Consider the following 20,988-nt stretch of genomic DNA (forward strand, 5'->3'; position numbering starts at 1 on the left):
TGGCGCGTGAACGCGGCGCGCAGCACCGTGGCGTCGACGTTGGGGTTGCCGTCGCGGTCGCCGCCGATCCAGCTGCCGACGCGCAGGAAGGACGGGATAGCCGCCGGCGCCTCGCCGAAGGCGTCCTGGATGCGGCGGCCGAGCCGCTCGTACAGCGCCGGCAGCGCCTGGAAGAAGGTCAGGCCGTGGTAGGCGACGCCGTTCTCGATCTCGTCGCGCACCGTCAGCTTGAAATGGCGGATCTCGGAGGTCTGCCACAGCGCGAGCACCACGCGCTTGAGCTTGGCCATCAGCTCGGCCTCGTCCTCGGCCGAGAGGTCCGGCCAGTGCAAGCGGGTCAGGAAGCGGCGCACCGCGCGGTGCGCGTCGAGCACGCTCTGGCGCTGCACCTCGGTCGGGTGCGCGGTCAGCACCGGCACCACGGTCGCCTCGGCCAGCACTTCGGTCAGCTTCGCGAAACCGACGCCGTCCTGCTTGATGCGCAGCAGCGCGCGCTCGAGCGTGCCGGCGCGCGGCGTGGTGTCGGCGCGGCGCTCGGCGCGCGCCAGCCGCGTGGCGTGCAGGTCCTCGGCGATGTTGAACAGCTGGCTGTAAAAGCCGCAGGCGCGCACCAGCGCGCTCGCCGCGGTCGGCGTCAGGCGGCCGAGCATCGCCGCCGCGTCGCCGCTGCCGCCGAGCGACGGGATCGCCTTGAGTTCCTGGTAGACATGCTCGCCCTCCTGCTCGAGCAGGGTCTCGGCGAGCACGGCGTCCAGCCGCGCAAGGTCGAGCTTGAAAGGAAGGTCTTTGTCCTGGTCTTCTTGTGCCATTACTTTATATTCCCGATCGTGATGGTCTCGATTTTTCCCCATCATACCGCAGCTGTCGCGGGCTTCTAGCGCCGCGGCCACATATGATCCGCGCATGGCCGCGCCGGCCCGGCCGTCGCGCCGCCTCGTGCTAGAATCCGCTCATTCTCCTTATCAGTCCTTGCAAAGCGATAGCCCGATGAAAACACTGGTGATTGCCAGCCGCGAGAGCCGCCTGGCGATGTGGCAGGCCGAACACGTCAAGGCCCGCCTCGAAGCGCTCTACCCCGACCTGTCCGTGTCCATCCTCGGCATGACGACCCAGGGCGACCAGATCCTCGACAGGACGCTGTCGAAGATCGGCGGCAAGGGCCTGTTCGTGAAGGAGCTCGAGGTCGCGCTGGCCGAGGGCCGCGCCGACCTCGCGGTCCACTCGATCAAGGACGTACCGATGACGCTGCCCGAGGGCTTCGCGCTGGCGGCGATCTGCGAGCGCGAGGACCCGCGCGACGCCTTCGTCTCGAACGCCTACGCGAGCCTGTCCGAGCTGCCCGCCGGCGCGGTGGTCGGCACCTCGAGCCTGCGCCGCGAATCGCAGCTCAGGGCGCGCTACCCGCACCTGACCGTCAAGCCCTTGCGCGGCAACGTGCAGACGCGGCTGGCCAAGCTCGACGCCGGCGAATACGACGCGATCATCCTCGCCGCCGCCGGGCTCAAGCGCCTCGAGCTGAGCGAGCGCATCCGCATGGAACTCGCGCCGTCCGAGAGCCTGCCGGCCGTCGGCCAGGGTGCGCTCGGCATCGAGATCCGCGCCGACCGCGACGACGTGCGCGCGCTGCTCGCGCCGCTCGACCACGCCGACACGCGCGACTGCGTGCTGGCCGAACGCGCGCTGTCGCGCGCGCTCGGCGGCAGCTGCCAGGTGCCGCTCGGCGGCTACGCGACGCTGAGCGGCGACGTGATCACGCTCGGCGGCTTCGTCGCCCACCCGGACGGCTCGGTGATGCTGACCGCCACCGCCAGCGCGCCGCGCGACTACGCCGACGCGCTCGGCCGCGCGGTCGCCAAGAAGCTGTCCGACGACGGCGCCGACGCGCTGATCGCCGCGGTGCTGAGCCAGGACGCCGGGTGAGCCTCGCCGGCCGCACCGTGCTGGTGACGCGGCCGGCGACGCGCGTCGCGGCGCTGGCCGCCCGGCTCGCCGCCGCCGGCGCGACGCCGCTGCCCTTCCCGCTGCTCGAACTCGTACCCGAGCCGGCGGCGCTGGCCGCGCTGCCGGCGCAACTGGCCGGGGCCGACTGGCTGATCCCGGTCAGCCCCAGCGCGGTCGACTTCGCCGCGCCGGCGCTCGCCTCGGCCAACCTTGCACGCCTGCGCTTCGCCGCGGTCGGCGCCGCCAGCGCGCGGCGGCTGGCCGCGCTGACCGGCCGGCCGGTGGTCCACCCGGCCGGTGAAACCAGCGACAGCGCCGCCTTGTTGGCCGAGCCGGCCTTCGACGTGCGCCCCGGCGAACGGGTGCTGATCGTGCGCGGCGTCGGCGGCCGGCCGGAGCTGGCCGAGGCGCTGCGCTCGCGCGGCGCGACGGTCGACTTCGCCGAGCTCTACCGGCGCGAGACCGGCGAGCCCGACTGGGCCGCCTTCGACGCCGCCGCGGCGGCCGGCACGCTGGCCGCCGCGCTGGTGACTTCGGGCGAGATCGCCGAACGCTTATTCCAACTGGCTGGCCCGGCAAGGGCCGAGTCATTACAATCGTTGCTGTACGGCGTGCCGCATCCGCGCATCGCCGAACGGCTGGCGGCGCTCGGCGCCCGCCACATCGTCACAACCCGGGCCGACGACGACGCCCTCGTCGAAGGCCTCAAGAACTGGTTCAGCCATCAGCCATGAGCGAAATCCCGACCGCAGCGTCCGTCGACCCCGCCCCGCCGACCGCCAAGAAGAAACCGGTGAGCCTCGCGCTGATCGTGGCCCTGGCCGCGCTCGGCGTGACCGGCTGGCAGTACTACGAAACCCGTCAGGAGCTCGCCGGCGTCAAGCTCGCGCTGGCGCAGAAGCTCGCCGAATCGGGCGGCGCCGCGCGCGAACTGCGCACCCTGACCGAACAGGCGATCTCGGCCAACCGCGCCACCGACGCCAAGCTCGCGCGCGTCGAGGAGCAGGTCGCGCTCGCGACCGGCCAGTACGCGACGCTGAACGGCATGTACCAGGAACTGACGCGCGGCCGCGCCGACTGGCTCCTGTCCGAGATCGAGCACACGCTGGCCGTCGCCAGCCAGGAGCTGCAGCTGGCCGGCAACGTCAGCGGCGCCATCGTCGCGCTAGAGGGCGTCAACGCGCGCCTCGACCAGTTCAACCGCCCGCAGCTGATCGGCGTCAAGCGCGCCGTCGCGCGCGACCTCGAGGCGCTCAAGGCGCTGCCCTACCTCGACACCGTCGGCCTGAGCGTGAAGCTCGACCGGCTGATGCTGGCGGTCGACTCGCTGCCGCTGGCGATCGACCACCACCGCCTCGGCCCGGCCGAGCGGCAAAGTCGCGCCGCGGCGTCGGCTGGCGGCTGGTGGTCGCAGCTGAGCGGCGAGATCGCGGCGAGCTTCGGCGAACTGGTGCGCATCCGCCGCATGGACAAGCCCGAGGCGCTGCTCCTGTCGCCCGAACAGGGCTTCTTCCTGCGCGAGAACCTGAAGCTGCGCCTGCTCGACGCGCGCATCGCGCTGACGCAGCGCGACGCCAGCGCCTGGCGCGCCGACCTGACCGCCGCCAACACCTACGTGCAGCGCTACTTCGACCGCGACGCGCCGTCGACGCGCCGCTGGCTCGCTGGCCTCGCCGAGCTCGACAACGCGCCGCTCGACGTGAAACTGCCCGACCTCGCCGCCAGCCTGAAGGCCGCCCGCGACGCGCAGGGCCCGCAAGACATCGCCAAGGGAACGACGCCGTGAAATTCGTGCTGTGGATCGTCGGGCTGTTCGCCCTCGCCGTGCTGTTGGGACTGGCTTCCACCGTCAACAACGGCTACGCCATCCTGTTCCTGCCGCCGTACCGGATGGAGGTGTCGTTCAACCTCCTGATCGTCGGCGTGATCGTGCTGATCCTGCTCACCCACGGCGCGTTGCGCCTGATCGGCGTCGCCGCCAACCTGCCGGCCGAGGTCAAGCGCTTCCAGCGCCAGAAGAAGCTGAAGGCCGCGCGCCACGCGCTCAGGGAGGCCGGCATCGCCTACTTCGAGGGTCGCTTCCAGAAGGCCGAGCGCGAGGCCGCGCGCGCGATCGAGGACGAGTTCTCGGACGAGAACAAGGCGCTGGCGCTGTTGATCGCCGCACGCGCCGCCGCCGCGACCGGCGACGCCGCCAAGCGCGACGACTACCTCGCGCGACTGGACGCGCTGCCCGAGCGGCTGCGGCTGGCGCGCCACATGCTCGAGGCCGAGCTCAAGCTCGCGGCCAAGGAGCCGCTCGAGGCGCTGGCCGCCGTCGAGCGCGCGCGCGCGCTGTCGCCGAACCTGACCACCGCGCTGCGCATGGAGCTGAAGATCCGCCTGTTGCAGAAGCAGCCGGACGCGGTGCTCGCGCTGACCGAGAAACTGCTGAAGGCCGACGCGCTCGAACCCGAGCAGGCGCGCCGCTACCGGATCGCCGCCTACAACCAGCAGCTGGCCGGCTTCACCGGCGGCGCCGAGGTGGCGCGCTGGCTGAAGAAGGTGCCCGACGTCGAACGCGCCAACCCCGAGCTGATGCAGACGGTGATCGACCGCTTGCTGGTACTCGGCGACGAGACGCAGGCGGCGCAGCTGTTGTCGGCCTGCTTCGACAGGGGCGAGGCCACGTCCGAGCTGTCGCGCCGCCTCGGCCAACTGGCCGAGCGCCTGCCCTCGGCGACGCGCGTCGAGCTGCTCGGCCGCGCCGAAAAGTGGCTCGCGTCCAGCCCCGACGACCATTGGCTCTTGGTCGCGCTCGGCCGCCTCGCCTTCGCCGAGCAACTGTGGGGCAAGGCGCAGAACTATCTCGAAGCGAGCCTGTCGCTGTCGCCGACGCTGGCCGCCCACGCCGAGCTGGCGCGCCTGTTCGAGGCGACCGGCAAGCCGGATCTGGCCGAGCGCCACTACCGCCAGAGCGTCGAGCTCGCCTTGCACGACGAGGCCTGAGCGGTGGCGGCGATGGAACTGTACCGGCTGCTGCACGAGCAGGGCTTCGGCGGCCGCAAGGCGTGCAAGGAACTGGTCGAGGCCGGCCTGGTCGAGGTCGACGGCGAGGTAGTCGACAACGCGCGCGCGCGCGTCGACCCGGACACGCTCGAGACGCTGCTCGTCGACGGCGAGCCGTGGCCGCTGGTGCGCGGCCACCTCTACCTGATGCTGAACAAGCCGGGCGGGTACGAGACCTCGCACAAGCCGACCTACTACCCGAGCGTGTTCTCGCTGCTGCCGTGGCAGTACGGCAACCTCGACGTGAACGCGGTCGGCCGGCTCGACGCCGACACCACCGGCCTGTTGCTGCTCACCACCGACGGCCAGTTCGTGCACGCGCTGACCTCGCCGAAAAAGCAGGTCGGCAAGGTCTACCGCGTGACGATCAAGCACCCTATCGGGCAGGAACTGGTCGACCAGTTGCTGGCCGGCGTGCTGCTGAAGGACGACGACGTCGTCGTGGCCGCCGACGCGGTCGACGTGCTCGACCCGCACACGCTCGACATGACGCTGTTCCAGGGCAAGTACCACCAGGTCAAGCGCATGGTCGCCGCCGCCGGCAACCGCGTCGAGGCGCTGCACCGCATCCGCATCGGCGAGCTCGCGCTGGGCGAGCTGGCGCCGGGACAGTGGCGTCACCTCTCCGCCGCCGAGCTGGCCTCCTTCGGCTTCTGAGCGCCCCGCCCGACAAAACACCCCGCGACGCGGGGTGTTTTCGTTTCGGCGCTCGGCCAATCCTGGCCGGGCGAGGCGGCTATTTCACCAGCGGCCCGTAGCGGCGCTCGGCCGCGTCCAGCCCGCCGAGGTTCTCCAGTTGCCGGTAGCCGCGACCTTGCAGGATCTGCATCGCCGCCTCGGCGCGCCGGCCGCTGCGGCAGTACAGCACGACCGGCGTGTCGCGGTCGGGCGCTGCGCGCGCGACGATGTCGCCGACCGCGTCGAGCGGCGCCGACAGCGCGCCGCCGACGTGGCCGGCGGCGTATTCCTCGGGCGTGCGCACGTCGACGACCAGACGCCCGTCGATCAGCGTCGCGGCTTCGGCAAGGCCGAAGGCGGCGGCCAGCAGCAGCGCCAGCATCCGTTTCATCGTTTTGCTCCTTTCACGCATCGTGGCGGCTTGCCATGCGCCAATTATAGGGTTCGGCCGCGCACACCCGGTTGCGCCCGCCGCTCTTGGCCGCGTACAGCGCGGTGTCGGCGGCGTGGATCAGGCTCTCGGCGTCGTCGCCGTGGTCGGGCATCGCCGCGACGCCGATCGACACGGTCAGGCCGAGGCTGGCGCCGTCGGGCAGCAGCACCGGCGTGCGCTGCAACTCCTCGCGCAGCCGTTCGCACTTGATTCGCGCGTCGGTCAGCGTCGAACCCGGCATCACCGCGAGGAACTCCTCGCCGCCGTAGCGGCAGACGATGTCGCCGCTCCTGAAGCGGTCGGACAGCAGCGCGCCCAGCGACGACAGCACCCTGTCGCCGGCGCCGTGACCGTGGCAGTCGTTGATCTGCTTGAAATGGTCGACGTCGAGCATCATCAGGCTGACCGGGCGCGACAGCGCGGCGAAGTGCGCCAGCACCCGGTCTATGCTCTCGTCGAGGTAGCGGCGGTTGAACAGGCCGGTCAGCGGGTCGCGCACCGCCTGCTCCTTCAGGCCCTGCTGCAGCGACTCGATCTCCTCGACCTGACGGCGCAGCGCGGCGTTGGCCGCGTGCAGCCGCTCTTCGAGCGCCTTGCGCTCGCTGATGTCGTTGACGCCGGTCAGCGCGTGGCGGCGGCCGTCCAGCGTCACCGCCTGGCACGACAGCAGCGCCCAGAAGCGCCGCCCCGCGCCGTCGACGAGCTCGACCTCGAACTCGTCGACGCGGCCGCGCGCCTGCAAGAGCGCGGCGACCTCGTCGCGGCGGGCCGGGTCGACGTGAAAGTCCTGCACGAACAGCGGCCGCGCCGCGTCGAGGCGGATGCCAAACAGCGCCTCGGCGCGCGGGTTGGCGTAGATGACGCCGCCGTCGGCGAGCCGGTTCATCACCATCGGAAAGGGCGCGGCGTCGGCGACCAGCTTGAAGCGCGCCTCGCTCTCGACCAGCTGACGGGTGCGCTCGCCGACCTTCTCCTCGAGGCTCTGGTTGGCGACGCTCAACCTGTCCTCGGCCAACCTGCGCTCCATCACCAGCGCGCCGACCACCAGCAGGATGACCGTCTGGCTGACGATCATCAGCCCGGCGGCGGTCAGCGCCTGGCTGTTGCTGTCGACGAAGAAGGCGCCGCGCTCCCCGACCGCGCCGACGATGGCGAGCACCGACACCAGGCTGGCCAGGAGGTGGGCGTCGCGCAGCGGCACGCGCGCGGCGGCCCAGCTGATCGGCAGCAACAGCAGATAGGGCAGACCGGAGTACAGGCCGGACGGATTGGAGAGCAGGCCGAGCACGAGGAAGGACAGCGCGAGCACCACCAGCGCCAGCAACACCCGCTCGGCCAACGCGATGCGCGGCAGCAGGTCGGGGCGCTGCAGCGGCAGCAGCCACAGCATCATCGCCGGCGCGAACAGCAGCGTGCCCGAGGCGTCCGACAACCACCAGCGCAGCATGACCCACAGGAAGTCGGGCGTCAGCCGCATGCCGCCGTCCGACAGCACCAGCGCGCCGCCGAGCGCCGATACCAGCGCCGCCAGCCCGACGGCGGTCCACAGGAAATGCCAGACGTCGCGCGTCGAGAAGAACGGCGGCCTGTCGCCGACGCGCCGCTTGAGCAGCGCGACGCCGAGCCACGGACCGAGCACGTTGGCCACGGACAGCGTCAGCGCATCGGCGAGCCCTTGCGTCTGGCTGACGGCGTTGATCGCCATCGAACCGGCGAACAGGCCGGCCAGACCGGCGGCACCGAAGCGCCAGGCGGCGGCGAAGGCCAGCGCGGACGGCAACCAGATCGGCGCCGGCATCAGGCCGTAGCGCGCGAAATAATGCATGCCGAACAGGCCGATCGCCCAGTAGGCGACGGCGACCAGCGGCACGACGGCGTAGCGCGGCCAGCCCGCGCGCGCCTGCATGGGCTCTTTCACTTGCATCCCCGCTTTCCTGAATGGCATGGCTTGCCACCGTTTATTTTTTTGTCATTTTTACTCTTTTTCTGCTGCCGATGCGATGAATTCTTCGCGTCCCCGCGCGGATTGGTTGCGCGATCCAGACGGCGTGTTCCTGCAAGGAGCCTGCGCCCGGCGCAGCGTCGGCGAACGCGCAGCAATTACATGTAAAAACACATGTAATTCGTTTTATTTTTTACAAACGGCTCGACGCCCTGCCACGCGGTGCGTCGATAGCGTCGCCGGACCTCTTTCCTGGCCGCGCCGACCGTCGCGTCGACGGCCCCTGGCGGGGCACCAGGGGCGGGGAGCGGCGACGCCCGCAACCGGGGTGCAGGGCGGCAATGCTGCGGGACGGCGGTGCTTGCGCACGGACGGCGCGGGACGGCAGACTCGAAGCACCGCCCCTTCGAGGACAAGACGATGACGTGGCTCGACCCGCAGCTGGCGCTGGCCTTCCTGGCCGCCGCGACGCTGATCACCGCCTCGCCCGGCCCGGACAACCTGATGGTGCTCGCCACCGGCGCCAGCCGCGGCCGCGCGGCCGGCGTCGCCTTCGGTCTCGGCTGCGCGCTCGGTTGCCTGACGCACACGCTGCTGGCGGCGCTCGGCGTCGGCGCGCTGATCGCCGCGTCGCCGGCCGCCTTCACCGCGCTGAAGTTCGCCGGCGGCGGCTACCTGATCTACCTCGGCGCGATGGCGATCCGCCACCGCGGCCGCACCACCGCCGGCGCGGCGCGACCGGAGGCGACGCTCGGCCGGCTGTTCGCGCGCGGCCTCGTCGCCAACGCGATCAACCCCAAGGTCGTGCTGTTCTTCCTCGCCTTCCTGCCGCAGTTCGTCGACGCGCGGGCCGGCGCACCGGGCTGGCAGATCGTCCAGCTCGGCCTGCTGTTCACGCTGCAGGCGGCGCTGCTGTTCTCGCTGCTGGGCCTGGCCGCCGGCCGCGTCGGCGCCTGGCTGACGCGCACGCCGCGGGCGGCGCGCCGGCTCGACGCGCTGGCCGGCGCGATCTTCATCGCGCTGGGGCTGCGGCTGCTGGCCGGACGCTGACGCGGCGCGGCCGCGTCCCGCTCAGTCGAACAGCGCCAGCACCGCCTCGGGCGGACGGCCGAGCGCGGCGCGTTCGCCGGCGACGACGATGGGCCGCTCGATCAGGCGCGGATGGGCGACCATCGCCGCGATCAGCGCGTCGTCCGGCAGGCTCGCGTCGGCCAGACCCAACTCGGCGTACTCGGCCTCCTTCTTGCGCATCAGCTCGCGCGGCGACAAGCCCAGCAGCCCGAGCAGCGTTTTCAGCGTCGCCGCGTCGGGCGGCGTCGCCAGGTAGTCGATCACGGTCGGCGCGAGGCCGCGCGCCGTCAGCAGCGCCAGCGTCTCGCGCGACTTGGAGCAGCGGGGGTTGTGGTAGATCGTGACGTCTTTCATCGTTTTTCCTGTCGATTCGGCTTCGGGCGCGAACCTGCCCGTGTCGCGCCGGCGGCGCACGGTTCTGCCGCAGGCTTGTTACCCCGACCGACGTTGGCCGAGGAGGCGGACAGCACAACGCCCGGACCGTGGCCCGGGCGTTGTGCCGGTTTGTCGCGCGCTCAGCGCGCCTTCGGCGGCGCGAACAGCGCGGCGGTCTGCGTGCGCGGCTTGCCCTGGCCGCGCGGCTTGGCCGGCGCGGAAGACGCGCCCGGCGCGGGCGCCGGCTTGGCGTGCGAGCGCGGCGTGTCGCCGCGGCCGCCGTTCGACTTGGGCTGCGGACGCGGACCGGCGTGGCCCTCGGCGGCCGGCTTGTGCGGCTGGCGCGGCTTGCCTCCCTGGCCCTGGCCTTGGCGCTGCCCCTGAGCTTGCCCCTGGCGCGGCGCGCCCTGGCCGTCGCGGCGGCCACCGCCGCGCGGGCTGTTGCGACCGTTGATGATCGGCTCCGGCGGCACGGAAAGGTCGGCCTCGAAGCCCGGGATGGTGAACTGCGGCACCGGCTTCTTGATCAGCTTCTCGATGTCCTTCAACAGCTTCAGCTCGTCGACGCACACCAGCGACACGGCACGGCCGGTGGCGCCGGCGCGACCGGTGCGACCGATGCGGTGCACGTAGTCCTCCGGCACGTTCGGCAGCTCGAAGTTGACCACCTGCGGCAGCTGGTCGATGTCGAGGCCGCGCGCGGCGATGTCGGTGGCGACCAGCGCCTGCAGCGCGTTGCTCTTGAAGTCGGCCAGCGCCTTGGTGCGCGCGCCCTGGCTCTTGTTGCCGTGGATCGCGGCGGCCGGGATGTCGGCCTTCGACAGCTTCTCGGCCAACCTGTTGGCGCCGTGCTTGGTGCGGGTGAACACCAGCACCTGGTGCCAGTCGCCGTCGTCGATCAGGCGGATCAACAGGTCGGTCTTCTTGTCGCGGTCGACGAGGTGGACGCTCTGGTCGACCAGTTCGTTGGCGGTGTTGCGGCGCGCGACCTCGACCAGCTTCGGGTTGTCGAGCAGCTTGTCGGCCAGCGCCTTGATCTCGTCGGAAAAGGTCGCCGAGAACAGCAGGTTCTGGCGCACCTTGGGCAGCAGCGCCAGCACCTTCTTGATGTCGTGGATGAAGCCCATGTCGAGCATGCGGTCGGCTTCGTCGAGCACGAGGATCTCGACGCCGGACAGGTCGACGGTCTTCTGGTTCGCGTGGTCCAAGAGGCGGCCCGGCGTCGCGACCAGGATGTCGACGCGCTTTTTCAGCGCCGAAACCTGCGGGTTGAAGCCGACGCCGCCGAACATCACCATCGACGTGGTCTTCAGGTATTTGCTGTAGGTGCGCACCGACTCCTCGACCTGCGCCGCCAGCTCGCGCGTCGGCGTCAGCACCAGCGCGCGCGGGCGACCGGGGCGGGCGTTCGCGGGCGGGGTGTCCAGCAGGCGCTGCAACAGGGGCAGCGTGAAGCCGGCGGTCTTGCCGGTGCCGGTCTGCGCGGCGGCCAGCAGGTCGCCGCCGGCCAGCACCTGCGGAATCGCCTGCGCCTGGATCGGGGTCGGGGTCGTGTAGCCGGCGTCGGCGAGCGCGCGCAGGATGGGCTCGGCCAACTTCAGGTCGGCAAAAGTGGGGGTGCTCATGGTTCACCTATATCGCGACGGCCTGTCGCACGGGCGACACCAATCCAGGCTGACGGAAAAAAACGCGGGGGGTTGGGGGAAGCGGCGCGCCCGGGATTGGCTGCAACGGCGCACGCGAAAGGCGGCCAGTGTACCGCGAGCGGCCGGCGAGGGCGAGTGCGAGTGCGAGCTCGCTTTACGCCTCAACAAGCGTGCAAGCGTCAACAAAGCTGCCGCATACTTTATGCCATAAAAATGCCGATGGCCCGACCCGTGTCCTTCCTTTTCCGCCTGCTCCTGCTGTTCGCGCTCGCCGCCGTCGCGCGGGCCGCTCCGCCGGCCGCGCCCGACGCGGCCACCCGCGTGCTCGACCTGGCGAACCACGTCGACGTGCTGGTCGACGCGCAGCGCGCCTTCTCGCTCGCCGAGGTGGCGGCGCCGTCCAACGCCGCGCGCTTCGCGCCGGTCGCCGCCCGCGACGAGGACATCAACTTCGGCTACCGCCGCGGCGCCTACTGGCTGCGCGTCGTCGTCGCGCCGACCAGCGACGGACGCTGGCTGCTCGAGGTCGGCTTTCCGTCGCTCGACCGGGTCGACGTCTTCCTGCCCGACCGCGGCGAGGCCTACCGGATGGGCGATACGCTGCCCTTCGCGCAGCGGCCGCTGCCCAACCGCAACTTCCTGGTGCCGCTCGACGCGCGGGCCGGCCAGACGCGCACCGTCTACCTGCGCGTCGAGTCCGAGGGCAGCCTGACCGTGCCGCTGAGGCTGTGGGAACCGGAAGCGTTCCGCGACCACAACCAGCGCCAGTACACGCTGTTCGCGCTCTACTACGGCATGCTGCTCGCGCTCGGCCTTTACAACCTGCTGCTGTTCTTGTCGCTCAGAGACCGGCTCTACCTCGTCTACGTGGCGTTCGCCGCCAGCATGGCGGTCGGCCAACTGTCGCTGAACGGGCTGGGCAACCAGTACCTGTGGCCGACCTTTCCGGCCTGGGGCAACGTCGCGCTGAACTCGGGCTTTGCCGCCACCGGCTTCTTCGGCGCGCTGTTCACCCGGCTCTTTCTCGCCACCCGCCGCCATACGCCGCGGCTGGACGCGCTGATCGTCGTCCTCGCCGCCGGCTTCGCGGCCGCCGCGCTCGGCCCGGCCGTCATGCCCTACCAGTGGGCGGCGATCTGCACCTCGCTCTTGGGCGCGGGCTTCGCGGCGGTCGCCGAGATCGCCGCGATCCGCTGCCTCGTCAAAAAGCAGCCGGGCGCGCGCTACTTCCTGCTCGCCTGGACGCTGCTGCTGGCCGGCGTCGCGCTGATGGCGTTCCGGAATCTCGGCTGGGTGCCGACCAACGCGCTGACGCACCACGCGATGCAGGTCGGCTCGGCGCTCGAGATGCTGCTGCTGTCGTTCGCGCTGGCCGACCGCATCCAGAGCGCGCAGCGCGACAAAGCCGCGGCGCAGGCCGAGGCGATCGCGAGCAAGGAGGCGATGCTCGCCGCGCTGCGCCAGAGCGAACAGACGCTCGAAGCGCGCGTCGCCGAACGCACCAAGGAACTGGAGCGCGCCAACGCGCGACTGATCGCCAGCGAGAACAAGCTCAGCCACCTCGCGCACCACGACCCGCTGACCGGGCTGGCGAACCGGCTCTTGCTGCACGAGCGGCTCGCCAGCGCGCTGCTGCGCGCGCAGCGCGGCGACAGCCGGCTCGGCGTGCTGCTGATCGACCTGGACGGTTTCAAGCCGATCAACGACCGCTTCGGCCACGACGCCGGCGACCGGCTCCTCGTCGCCGTCGCCGGCGCGCTCCGGGCCGCGGTGCGCGACACCGACACCGTCGCGCGCCTGGGCGGCGACGAATTCGTCGTGCTGCTCGAGACGCTGCACCGCCCCGAGGACGCCGGCCGCGTCGCCGACAAGCTGCTGGCCGGCCTGCGCCGCGTCAGCCGCGCGCTCGACGGCCCGCTGCCGATCAGCGCCAGCATCGGCATCGCCGTCTACCCCGAGCACGGTACCGACGCGCACACCCTGCTGCTGCAGGCCGACGCGGCGATGTACCGCGCCAAACGCGCCGGTCGCGACCGCTGGTGCCACCAGCACTGACAGCCCCGCGGCCAAAAAGCACGGCGATGCCGCCTCGCGGCGTTCTAGACTGCAAGCATAACGGCGCCGTCGTCCGCTCGCCCCGACATGAAAAACGCAAGCAAAACACCGCTGAAAAACGCGCAAGTCATGGCAAAAATCCCTTTGAAATCAACGTGCAAAGCGCGACGACATGCTAGATTTGAATTACCTTCGCAACGACAAACGCTTTGCCGGTTTCAGATGACAAAAAACGTCGCCATTTAAGGCCAGACGGCCTCAATCATCTGCGTTTGTCTAGCGCCACGCCGACCTTGGCCGAGCCCTTGGCGCCACCGACCGGCCGGTCACGGCCGCCGGCGCCCCGGGCAGCGGCACCGCAGATTCGAGGAGGGACGACCATGCGTCCGTTCAAGCTTGTCACCGGACTGGCCTGCCTGGCCGCCGTCGTCCTGCCCCTGAGCGCCGCCACGGCCGCCGTACCGCGCGATCGTGAAGTGCTCGTCTATCCGCTGTTCCCCGGCCCGCTGCCCAGCGGGCACCCGCTGCCCTACCGCCAGGTCACGCCCGTCGACATAAGGCTGATGGGCGCGGCCGAGGCCGGCGCGCTCGACGACGTCGAGGCGGCGCTGGCCGCCGGCGCCGACCCGGCCCGGCGCGACATGGCCGGCAACCTCGCCTTGCACCGCGCCGCCGAACGCGGCCATCTGGCGGTCGTCGCACGGCTGGTCGCGGCCGGCGCCGACGTCAACGCGCTCGACCGCCACCAGGAGAACCTGCTGTCGATCGCCGTGCGCACGCACAACCCGGCGCTGACCCGCCTTGCGCTGCAACTGGGCGCCGACCCGGCCCGCGTGGTGTCGCGCTACCGCGGCACCGCGCTGATCCACGCCGCCCGCCTCGGCGAGCTCGACACGCTCGAGCAACTGCTCGCCGCCGGCGCGCCGGTCGATTACCGCAACGCGCTGGGCTGGACCGCGCTGCACGAGGCGGTGCTGCTCGGCGACGGCGGCGACAAGTACCACGCCGTCGTCGCCGCACTGCTCAAGGCCGGCGCGCGCGCCGACCTGCCCGACCGCGACGGCCGCCGGCCGCTCGACTACGCGCGCGAGCGCGGCTACGACGCGCTCGCCGCCTTGCTGCAGGCGGCGACGCTGCAGGCCGCGCGCCCGTTCTAGTCGCTGTACCCGTCGGCCTCCCGCTGGCTGGGCCTGTGCGCGCGGCCGCGCGGCCGCCACCATGCAGGGCATCGCATTCCATCCGGAGGCCCTTGCATGTCAGCCCGTCCCGTCCCGATCAAGATCCACCCGCGCCTGCCGCGCGGCCGCTTCCACAACGGCCGCGTCGCGATGGTGATCCTCACCCAGCTCGTCTTCCTCGTCACGCCGTGGCTGAACTGGAACGGCCGCCAGGCGGTGCTGTTCGACTTCGTCGGCGCGCGCTTCTCGCTGTTCGGCGCGACGCTGTTGCCGCAGGACTTCGTCTACCTCGCCGCGCTGCTGGTCTTCTGCGCGCTGGCGCTCTTTTGGTGGACGGCGCTCGCCGGCCGGCTGTGGTGCGGCTTTGCCTGTCCGCAGACGGTATACAGCGAGATCATGATCTGGATCGAACGCGCCATACTCGGCGATCGCAAGGCGCGCCTCGCGCTCGACGCGGCGCCGTGGTCGGCGGCCAAACTCGCGAAAAAAGGCGCGGCGCAGGCGGCGATGATCGCCGTGTCGCTCGTCACCGGCTTCGCCTTCGTCGGCTGGTTCACGCCGATCCGCGCGCTCGCCGCCGAACTGTCCGGCTGGCCGCTGTTCTGGGTGCTGTGCTACGGCGGCCTCGTCTATCTGCTGGCCGGCCGGCTGCGCGAGAAGGTCTGCCTCTTCATGTGCCCGTATGCGCGCTTCCAGGGCGTGATGTTCGACCGCGACACGCTGACGGTCAGCTACGACGCCGGCCGCGGCGAGCCGCGCGGCGCGCGCAGAAAGGGCGCCACGTTGGCCGAGCCGGCCGCGCGCGGCGACTGCGTCGACTGCGGCCTGTGCGTGCAGGTCTGCCCGACCGGCATCGACATCCGGCAGGGGCTGCAATACGAGTGCATCGACTGCGCCGCCTGCGTCGACGCCTGCGACGAAGTAATGGACAAGATCGGCGCGCCGCGCGGCCTGATCCGCTTCGCCAGCGAGGCGCAACTGTCCGGCGCGCCCGACGCGCGGCCGGCATGGCGCCGCTTCGCGCGGCCGCGCGTGCTGGTCTACTCGGCGCTGATGGGACTGGTCGCCGCCGGCACGGCGGTCGGCTTCGCGACGCGCACGCCGCTCGAACTGTCGGTGCTGCGCGACCGCGCCTTCCTGGTGCGCGAAACGCCCGAGGGCTGGCTGGAAAACGGCTACACCGCGCGCGTCGTGAACGCGGACGACACGACGCGCACGCTGCGCTTCGCCGTCGACGGCCTGCCGGGCGCGCGGTTGGCCGAGGCGCCGATGGTGACGCTGGCGCCGTCCAAGTCCGCCTCGGTGACGCTGCGCGTCGCCGCGCCGCCCGAGTCGGTCCATCGTGGCAGCCAGCCGCTGCGCTTCGTCGTCGAGGCGGTCGACGCGCCGGGGCTGAAGGCGAGCGAGGAAGGGCGCTTCATCGGCGAGTAAACGCGGCGCGGCGCCCCGGGCGAGACAAAAAACGTTGGCCGAGCCCCTCAAGGCTCGGCCAACGTTTTGTGCGTTATGACAATCTCAGACGGTGCGCGCGACGAGGCGGGCCAGCGCCGCCGCCTGCGCCGGTTCGTAATAGCTCGCGTTCAGGCGCGCCGCCGGCCGGCCCGGCCCCGGCGGCCGGCACAAGGCGCCCGCCGCGACGAACACCCCGTCGGCCTGCAGCGCGGCGACGCGCGCCGCCTCGTCGATCCGCTCCGGCCATTCGAGCCACAGGAAATAACCGCCGGCCGGGCGCGACAGCGCGTGATCCGACGGCAGCAGCGGCCGCAGCGCGGCGTGCAGCGCCGCGACGCGGCCGGACAGCTCGGCGCGCAGGCGTTCGAGCATCGCCTCGTCGCGGCCCTCGGCCAACAGTTGCGCGATCGCCAGCTGGCTCGGCAAGGGCGACGCCAGCGTGGTGCTCGCCTTGAGCGCGGCGACCGTGTCGCGCCAGCGCCCCGGCGCGACCCAGCCGACGCGGTAGCCCGGCGCCAACGTCTTGGAAAAGCCCGCGCACGACAGCACGCGGCCGTCGGCGTCGTCGGCCACCAGCGGGCGCGGCGGCGCGGCGCCGAAGTAAAGCTGCCGGTAGCTGTCGTCCTCGATCACGGCGAGGTCGTGGCGGCGCGCGACGGCCAGCAGCGCCGCGCGCGCGTCGTCGGCCAGGCTCACGCCGGTCGGGTGCTGGAAGGACGGCATCGCGGCGATGCCCGACAGGCCGCCTTGCGCGAGTGCCTCCAGCGCGTCGGCGTCGAAGCGGCCGCCTTCGTCGACCGGCACCGGCAGCGCGGCGATGCCGTGCTGCGCCAACAGGCCCAACAGGCCGGGGAAGGCCGGCGTCAGCACCGCCAGGCGCGGCGAGGCTTGGCCGAGCGTGACCGCGCGCACCGCCAGCGACAGCGCCTCCATCGCGCCGCAGGTGATCAGGATGCCGTCCCAGTCGAGCGCGATGCCCTCGGCGCGGTAGCGGCGCGCCAGCTGGCGGCGCAGCGCGGCGTGGCCCCACGGCTGCGGCTCGGCCAGCTCGCGGCCGTAGTCGCGCATCGCGCGCACCGCCGCCTCACCCAGCGCGCGCGCGTCGAACAGCGCCGGGTTGACGAAGGGCGAGCCCCAGGGGCCGGCCAGCGGCGCGGCCTCGCGCGCCGGCGCCGCGCCGGCGATCACGGTGAAGCCCTCGCGCTCGCGCGCGGCGACGAAGCCGAGCCGCTCGAGCTCCCAGTAGGCGCGCTTGACGGTGTTGAGGCTGACGGCGTGCGTCTGCGCGGTCGCGCGCAGCGACGGCAGCGCGTCGCCGGGGCGGTAGCTGCCGTGCTCGAACGCCGACACGAAGAAGTCGACCAGACGGGCGAATTTGCTCATCGCGCAAGGGTAGCAGGCGGCGACGCGGATGCGAACGGCGGCGGGACGCGGCGCGCGCGCCGGACAACTAGAATGAAAGCCCGTCCCTGCAAGGCTGCCGCCATGAAGTCCGCGCTCCTCGCCCTGCTGCTCGCCGTCGCACCGGCGCCGCTGACCGCCGCGCCGCCCGGCGCGGTGCGCTACGCGCTCGACTGCGTGCCCGGCGACGACGCGGCCGGTGCGCTGTCCGGCTGGCTGCGTGCCCGCCTCGCGCTGCGCGGCTTCGACGAGGACGCGCGCGCGCCGACGCTGCGGCTGTGCTTTCGCGTGCGCGCCACCGAACGGCTGGCGGCCGACGACGTGCACCTCGGCGTCGGGGTCGGCCACCGCTGGCGGCACGGCTTCGGCGGCGCCTTCTGGGATCTGCCGGTCTACCGCGTCGTCGCCGGCCGCGAGGCCGGCCTCGTCGCGACGCGCGCCGGCGAGACCGCCCCCTACTGGGAAGACCGCGCGCCGCTCGCGCGCGGCGACCGCGCCGCGCTCGAGGCGGCGCTGCGCGCGCTGATCGACCGCCTCCCCGCCCCCTGAGACGCCACCGACAAGGAAAACGGCCATGAACGACGACGCCTTCGTCTACGTCTGCTACATCGACACCACGCCGGAAAAGCTGCACGCGACGCTGACCGACCCCGAGGAGACGCGGCTGTTCTGGGGCCACCACCGCAACGTGTCGGACTGGGCCGTCGGCTCGCCGTGGCGGCACGAGGACTACAAGCACGCGGACAAGGTCGACCTGGTCGGCACCGTGCTCGAGAATGCACCGCCGCGCCGGCTGGTGCTGTCGTGGGCCGCGCCGGCCGACGCCGACCGCCCCGAGCGGCATTCGCGCGTCGCCTTCGACATCGAGCCCTACTACGACCTGGTGCGGCTGACCGTGACCCACGACCGGCTCGGCGCCGACGAGGCGATGCGCCACGGCATCGTCCACGGCTGGCCGCTGGTGCTCTCCAGCCTGAAGACGCTGCTCGAAACCGGCCACGCCTTCGCGATCACCGCGCGGCGCTGGGAGCACCCGGCCGAATGAGCGGGCGGCGCGGCCGTATAATGCGGCGATGGACACCCACACCCCGCCGTTTGCCGGGCTCACGCCCGATTGCCTGCTGGCCGCGCTCGAAGGCCTCGGCCTGCCGGTTTCCGGCCAGCTTCTCGCGCTCAACAGCTACGAAAACCGCGTCTACCAGGTCGGTCTCGACGACGCGCCGCCCGTCGTCGCCAAGTTCTACCGGTCGGCGCGCTGGAGCGACGACGCGATCCGCGAGGAGCACGCCTTCGTCGCGGAGCTGGCCGGACGCGAAATCCCGGTGGTCGCGCCGCTCGCCTTCGGCGGCGACACGCTGTTCGAGCACGCCGGCTTCCGCTTCGCCGTCTACCCGCGCCGCGGCGGGCGCGCGCCCGAGACCGACCGGCCCGAGGTGCTCGAATGGCTGGGCCGCTTTCTCGGCCGCATCCACGCCGTCGGCGCGATCAAACCGTTCGCCACCCGGCCGACGCTGGACATAGCCAGCTTCGGCGTCGAACCGCTCGCCTATCTGGAAGAAAACGGCTTCGTGCCGGCCGACCTGCGCGAGGTCTACTTCGGCGTCGCGCGCCAGGCGCTCGATGGCGTCGCGCGCGGCTTCGCGCGCGCCGGCGACGTCGCCACGCTGCGCCTGCACGGCGACTGCCACGCGAGCAACGTGCTGTGGACCGACGCCGGCCCGCACTTCGTCGACTTCGACGACGCGCGCATGGGCCCGGCGGTGCAGGACCTGTGGATGCTGCTGTCGGGCGAGCGCGACGAACAGAGCCGCCAGCTGGCCGACCTGCTCGCCGGCTACGAGGACTTCTGCGCGTTCGACACGCGCGAGCTCTACCTGATCGAAGCGCTCAGGACGCTCAGGCTGATCCACTACAGCGCGTGGCTGGCGCGCCGCTGGATTGATCCGGCCTTCCCGGCCGCCTTCCCGTGGTTCGGCTCCCAGCGCTACTGGCAGGACCGCATCCTCGAACTGCGCGAGCAGATCGCGCTGATGGACGAACCGCCCTTGTGGCCGATCTGAGCGCCGCGGCCGGCTGAGCCCGGCAAAGCGGCCGCGGCGTCTTATCATGGAAGCACCCCTTTGCCGGGAGTGCCGCCATGTCTTCCCTGCTGCTCGCCATCGACCAGGGCACCACCAGCACGCGCGCGATGGTGTTCGATACCGCCGGTCGCGCCGTCGCGCGCGCGCAGCTCGAACTGCCGCAGTTCTTCCCCCGTCCCGGCTGGGTCGAGCACGACCCCAACATCGTCTGGCAGCACGCGCTGCAGACCTGCCGCGCGGCGCTGGCCGCGCCCGAGGTCGGCGGCACGGCGCGCATCGCCGCGATCGGCGTCGCCAACCAGCGCGAAACCACGGTGCTGTGGGAGCGCAAGAGCGGCGCGCCGCTGGCGCCGGCCATCGTCTGGCAGGACAGGCGCACCGCCGAGCGCTGCGCGGCGCTCGCCACTCCCGCCAACGCCGCGCTGGTCGCCGGCCGCACCGGCCTGGTGATCGACCCCTACTTTTCGGCGACCAAGCTTTCCTGGCTGCTCGACGCCGTGCCCGGCGCGCGCGAACGCGCACGGCGCGGCGAGCTCGCCTTCGGCACCATCGATTCTTTCCTCTTGTGGCGACTCACCGAGGGCCGCGTGCACGCGACAGACGCGAGCAACGCCGCGCGCACGCTGTTGTTCGACATCCACCGCCAGGCGTGGGACGACGAGCTGCTGGCGCTGTTCGACATCCCCGCCAGCCTGCTGCCCGAGGTGCGCGACAACGCCGGCGACTTCGGCGTCACCACGCTGTTCGGCCGCGCGATCCCGATCACCGGCATGGCCGGCGACCAGCAGGCGGCCACCGTCGGCCAGGCGTGCTTTTCGCCCGGCGACGTCAAATCGACCTACGGCACCGGCTGCTTCGTGGTGCAGCACACCGGCGAGACGCCGGTCGCGTCGAACAACCGGCTGTTGACCACCGTCTGCTACCGGCTCGCCGGCCGCACCAGCTACGCGATCGAGGGCAGCATCTTCGTCGCCGGCGCGGCGGTGCAGTGGCTGCGCGACGCGGTCGGGCTGATCCACCACGCCGGCGACACCGAGGCGCTGGCGCGCGAGGTGCCCGACACCGGCGGCGTGTATCTCGTGCCGGCCTTCACCGGCCTCGGGGCGCCGTACTGGGACCCGCTGGCGCGCGGCGCCATCCTCGGGCTCACGCGCGACTCGGGCATCCGCGAGATCGTGCGCGCCGCCCTCGAATCGGTGTGCTACCAGACGCGCGACCTCGTCGACGCGATGCGCGCCGACGGCGCGCCGCCGCCGGCCGCCTTGCGCGTCGACGGCGGCATGGTCGGCAACGACTGGCTGATGCAGTTCCTCGCCGACATGCTCGCGGTGCGCGTCGAACGGCCGGCCGTCACCGAGACCACCGCGCTCGGCGCCGCTTACCTCGCCGGACTCGGCGCCGGACTCTACGCCGGCCTCGACGAAATCGCGGCGAACTGGCGGCTGCAAAAAGCGTTTTCGCCGCAGATGGACGAGGAAAGGCGCGAAGCGCTGTACCTGGGCTGGCATAACGCGGTGCGCCGCACATTGAGCGGCGCCACCTGAGCGCGGCCGCACGGAAGATGGGCGCAGAGCGGAAGGGTCGACGGCGGGCAAAAAAAGGGGCCGGTCGCTGGACCGGCCCGAGAGGCTTTCACACAACACTACACGGAGAGGAGAAACTGCAATGAAGCGGGGTACTGCTGAAT

General features: G+C 71.9%; 19 protein-coding genes. 13 read left to right on the forward strand and 6 right to left on the reverse strand.

Annotated elements, in window-relative coordinates; all coding sequences use genetic code 11:
• The coding region (locus EV683_RS13195; protein ID WP_131863102.1) for a phosphoenolpyruvate carboxylase at nt 1-809 on the reverse strand (809 nt) is incomplete at its 3' end.
• A 178-nt stretch (nt 810-987) separates the two neighbouring features.
• Here EV683_RS13195 and hemC point away from each other — a divergent pair.
• Genes hemC through EV683_RS13220 form a run of 5 tightly spaced genes read left to right on the forward strand, consistent with a single transcriptional unit; the run spans nt 988 to nt 5,646 of the window.
• On the forward strand, nt 988-1,920 hold the full coding sequence (hemC, locus tag EV683_RS13200; protein WP_066610478.1) for a hydroxymethylbilane synthase: 933 nt from the start codon (nt 988-990) through the stop codon (nt 1,918-1,920).
• Nucleotides 1,917-2,675, forward strand: coding sequence for a uroporphyrinogen-III synthase (locus EV683_RS13205; protein ID WP_131863103.1), 759 nt, complete (start codon nt 1,917-1,919; stop codon nt 2,673-2,675). The genes hemC and EV683_RS13205 overlap by 4 nt, the downstream gene beginning before the upstream one ends.
• Nucleotides 2,672-3,727: a uroporphyrinogen-III C-methyltransferase gene (locus EV683_RS13210; RefSeq protein ID WP_066610474.1), complete on the forward strand. Its 1,056-nt coding sequence runs from the start codon at nt 2,672-2,674 to the stop codon at nt 3,725-3,727. Before EV683_RS13205 ends, EV683_RS13210 begins: the two co-directional genes overlap by 4 nt.
• A complete protein-coding gene (locus tag EV683_RS13215) occupies nt 3,724-4,929 on the forward strand; it encodes a heme biosynthesis HemY N-terminal domain-containing protein (RefSeq protein WP_066610472.1) in 1,206 nt (401 codons plus the stop codon). Before EV683_RS13210 ends, EV683_RS13215 begins: the two co-directional genes overlap by 4 nt.
• Nucleotides 4,930-4,941: 12 nt before the next feature.
• Nucleotides 4,942-5,646: a pseudouridine synthase gene (locus EV683_RS13220; protein ID WP_207910466.1), complete on the forward strand. Its 705-nt coding sequence runs from the start codon at nt 4,942-4,944 to the stop codon at nt 5,644-5,646.
• A 79-nt stretch (nt 5,647-5,725) separates the two neighbouring features.
• Here EV683_RS13220 and EV683_RS13225 read toward each other — a convergent pair whose 3' ends face one another.
• Both EV683_RS13225 and EV683_RS13230 read right to left on the reverse strand, forming a co-directional pair.
• Nucleotides 5,726-6,058: a rhodanese-like domain-containing protein gene (locus EV683_RS13225; RefSeq protein ID WP_131863105.1), complete on the reverse strand. Its 333-nt coding sequence runs from the start codon at nt 6,056-6,058 to the stop codon at nt 5,726-5,728.
• 13 nt (nt 6,059-6,071) lie between these two features.
• On the reverse strand, nt 6,072-8,024 hold the full coding sequence (locus EV683_RS13230; protein ID WP_243694765.1) for a sensor domain-containing diguanylate cyclase: 1,953 nt from the start codon (nt 8,022-8,024) through the stop codon (nt 6,072-6,074).
• A gap of 438 nt (nt 8,025-8,462) precedes the next feature.
• Between EV683_RS13230 and EV683_RS13235 the strand changes: the two genes are divergently transcribed.
• Nucleotides 8,463-9,092, forward strand: a complete 630-nt coding sequence (locus EV683_RS13235; RefSeq protein ID WP_131863106.1) for a LysE family translocator — start codon at nt 8,463-8,465, stop codon at nt 9,090-9,092.
• A gap of 21 nt (nt 9,093-9,113) precedes the next feature.
• Here EV683_RS13235 and arsC read toward each other — a convergent pair whose 3' ends face one another.
• Nucleotides 9,114-9,467: an arsenate reductase (glutaredoxin) gene (gene arsC / locus EV683_RS13240; protein WP_131863107.1), complete on the reverse strand. Its 354-nt coding sequence runs from the start codon at nt 9,465-9,467 to the stop codon at nt 9,114-9,116.
• 161 nt (nt 9,468-9,628) lie between these two features.
• Complete coding sequence (locus tag EV683_RS13245) at nt 9,629-11,113, reverse strand: DEAD/DEAH box helicase (RefSeq protein WP_131863108.1); 1,485 nt, start codon at nt 11,111-11,113, stop codon at nt 9,629-9,631.
• 240 nt (nt 11,114-11,353) lie between these two features.
• On the opposite strand from EV683_RS13245, the gene EV683_RS13250 reads away from it, so the two are divergent.
• The 3 genes from EV683_RS13250 (at nt 11,354) to ccoG (ending at nt 15,798) form a co-directional block, all read left to right on the forward strand.
• A complete protein-coding gene (locus EV683_RS13250; protein WP_207910467.1) occupies nt 11,354-13,189 on the forward strand; it encodes a diguanylate cyclase in 1,836 nt (611 codons plus the stop codon).
• Nucleotides 13,190-13,569: 380 nt separating this feature from the next.
• Nucleotides 13,570-14,346, forward strand: a complete 777-nt coding sequence (locus tag EV683_RS13255) for an ankyrin repeat domain-containing protein (protein WP_066610464.1) — start codon at nt 13,570-13,572, stop codon at nt 14,344-14,346.
• Between the two features lie 96 nt (nt 14,347-14,442).
• On the forward strand, nt 14,443-15,798 hold the full coding sequence (gene ccoG, locus EV683_RS13260; protein ID WP_131863110.1) for a cytochrome c oxidase accessory protein CcoG: 1,356 nt from the start codon (nt 14,443-14,445) through the stop codon (nt 15,796-15,798).
• 84 nt (nt 15,799-15,882) lie between these two features.
• On the opposite strand, the gene EV683_RS13265 is transcribed toward ccoG, so the two are convergent.
• Nucleotides 15,883-17,202, reverse strand: a complete 1,320-nt coding sequence (locus EV683_RS13265; protein WP_131863111.1) for an aminotransferase-like domain-containing protein — start codon at nt 17,200-17,202, stop codon at nt 15,883-15,885.
• 102 nt (nt 17,203-17,304) lie between these two features.
• Between EV683_RS13265 and EV683_RS13270 the strand changes: the two genes are divergently transcribed.
• From EV683_RS13270 to glpK, 4 genes are all read left to right on the forward strand, one after another.
• The gene (locus EV683_RS13270; protein WP_131863112.1) at nt 17,305-17,769 is read left to right on the forward strand and encodes a hypothetical protein; all 465 of its coding nucleotides are present in this window, start codon (nt 17,305-17,307) and stop codon (nt 17,767-17,769) included.
• Between the two features lie 25 nt (nt 17,770-17,794).
• A complete protein-coding gene (locus EV683_RS13275; protein ID WP_066610452.1) occupies nt 17,795-18,265 on the forward strand; it encodes an SRPBCC family protein in 471 nt (156 codons plus the stop codon).
• Between the two features lie 28 nt (nt 18,266-18,293).
• A complete protein-coding gene (locus EV683_RS13280) occupies nt 18,294-19,280 on the forward strand; it encodes a serine/threonine protein kinase (protein WP_131863113.1) in 987 nt (328 codons plus the stop codon).
• A 77-nt stretch (nt 19,281-19,357) separates the two neighbouring features.
• Entirely contained in the window at nt 19,358-20,845 is a 1,488-nt protein-coding gene (gene glpK / locus EV683_RS13285) for a glycerol kinase GlpK (protein ID WP_066610448.1), read from the forward strand.
• Nucleotides 20,846-20,988: the final 143 nt, after the last annotated feature.

This window comes from Crenobacter luteus (assembly GCF_004345725.1).
In the GTDB taxonomy this organism is placed as follows: domain Bacteria; phylum Pseudomonadota; class Gammaproteobacteria; order Burkholderiales; family Chromobacteriaceae; genus Crenobacter; species Crenobacter luteus.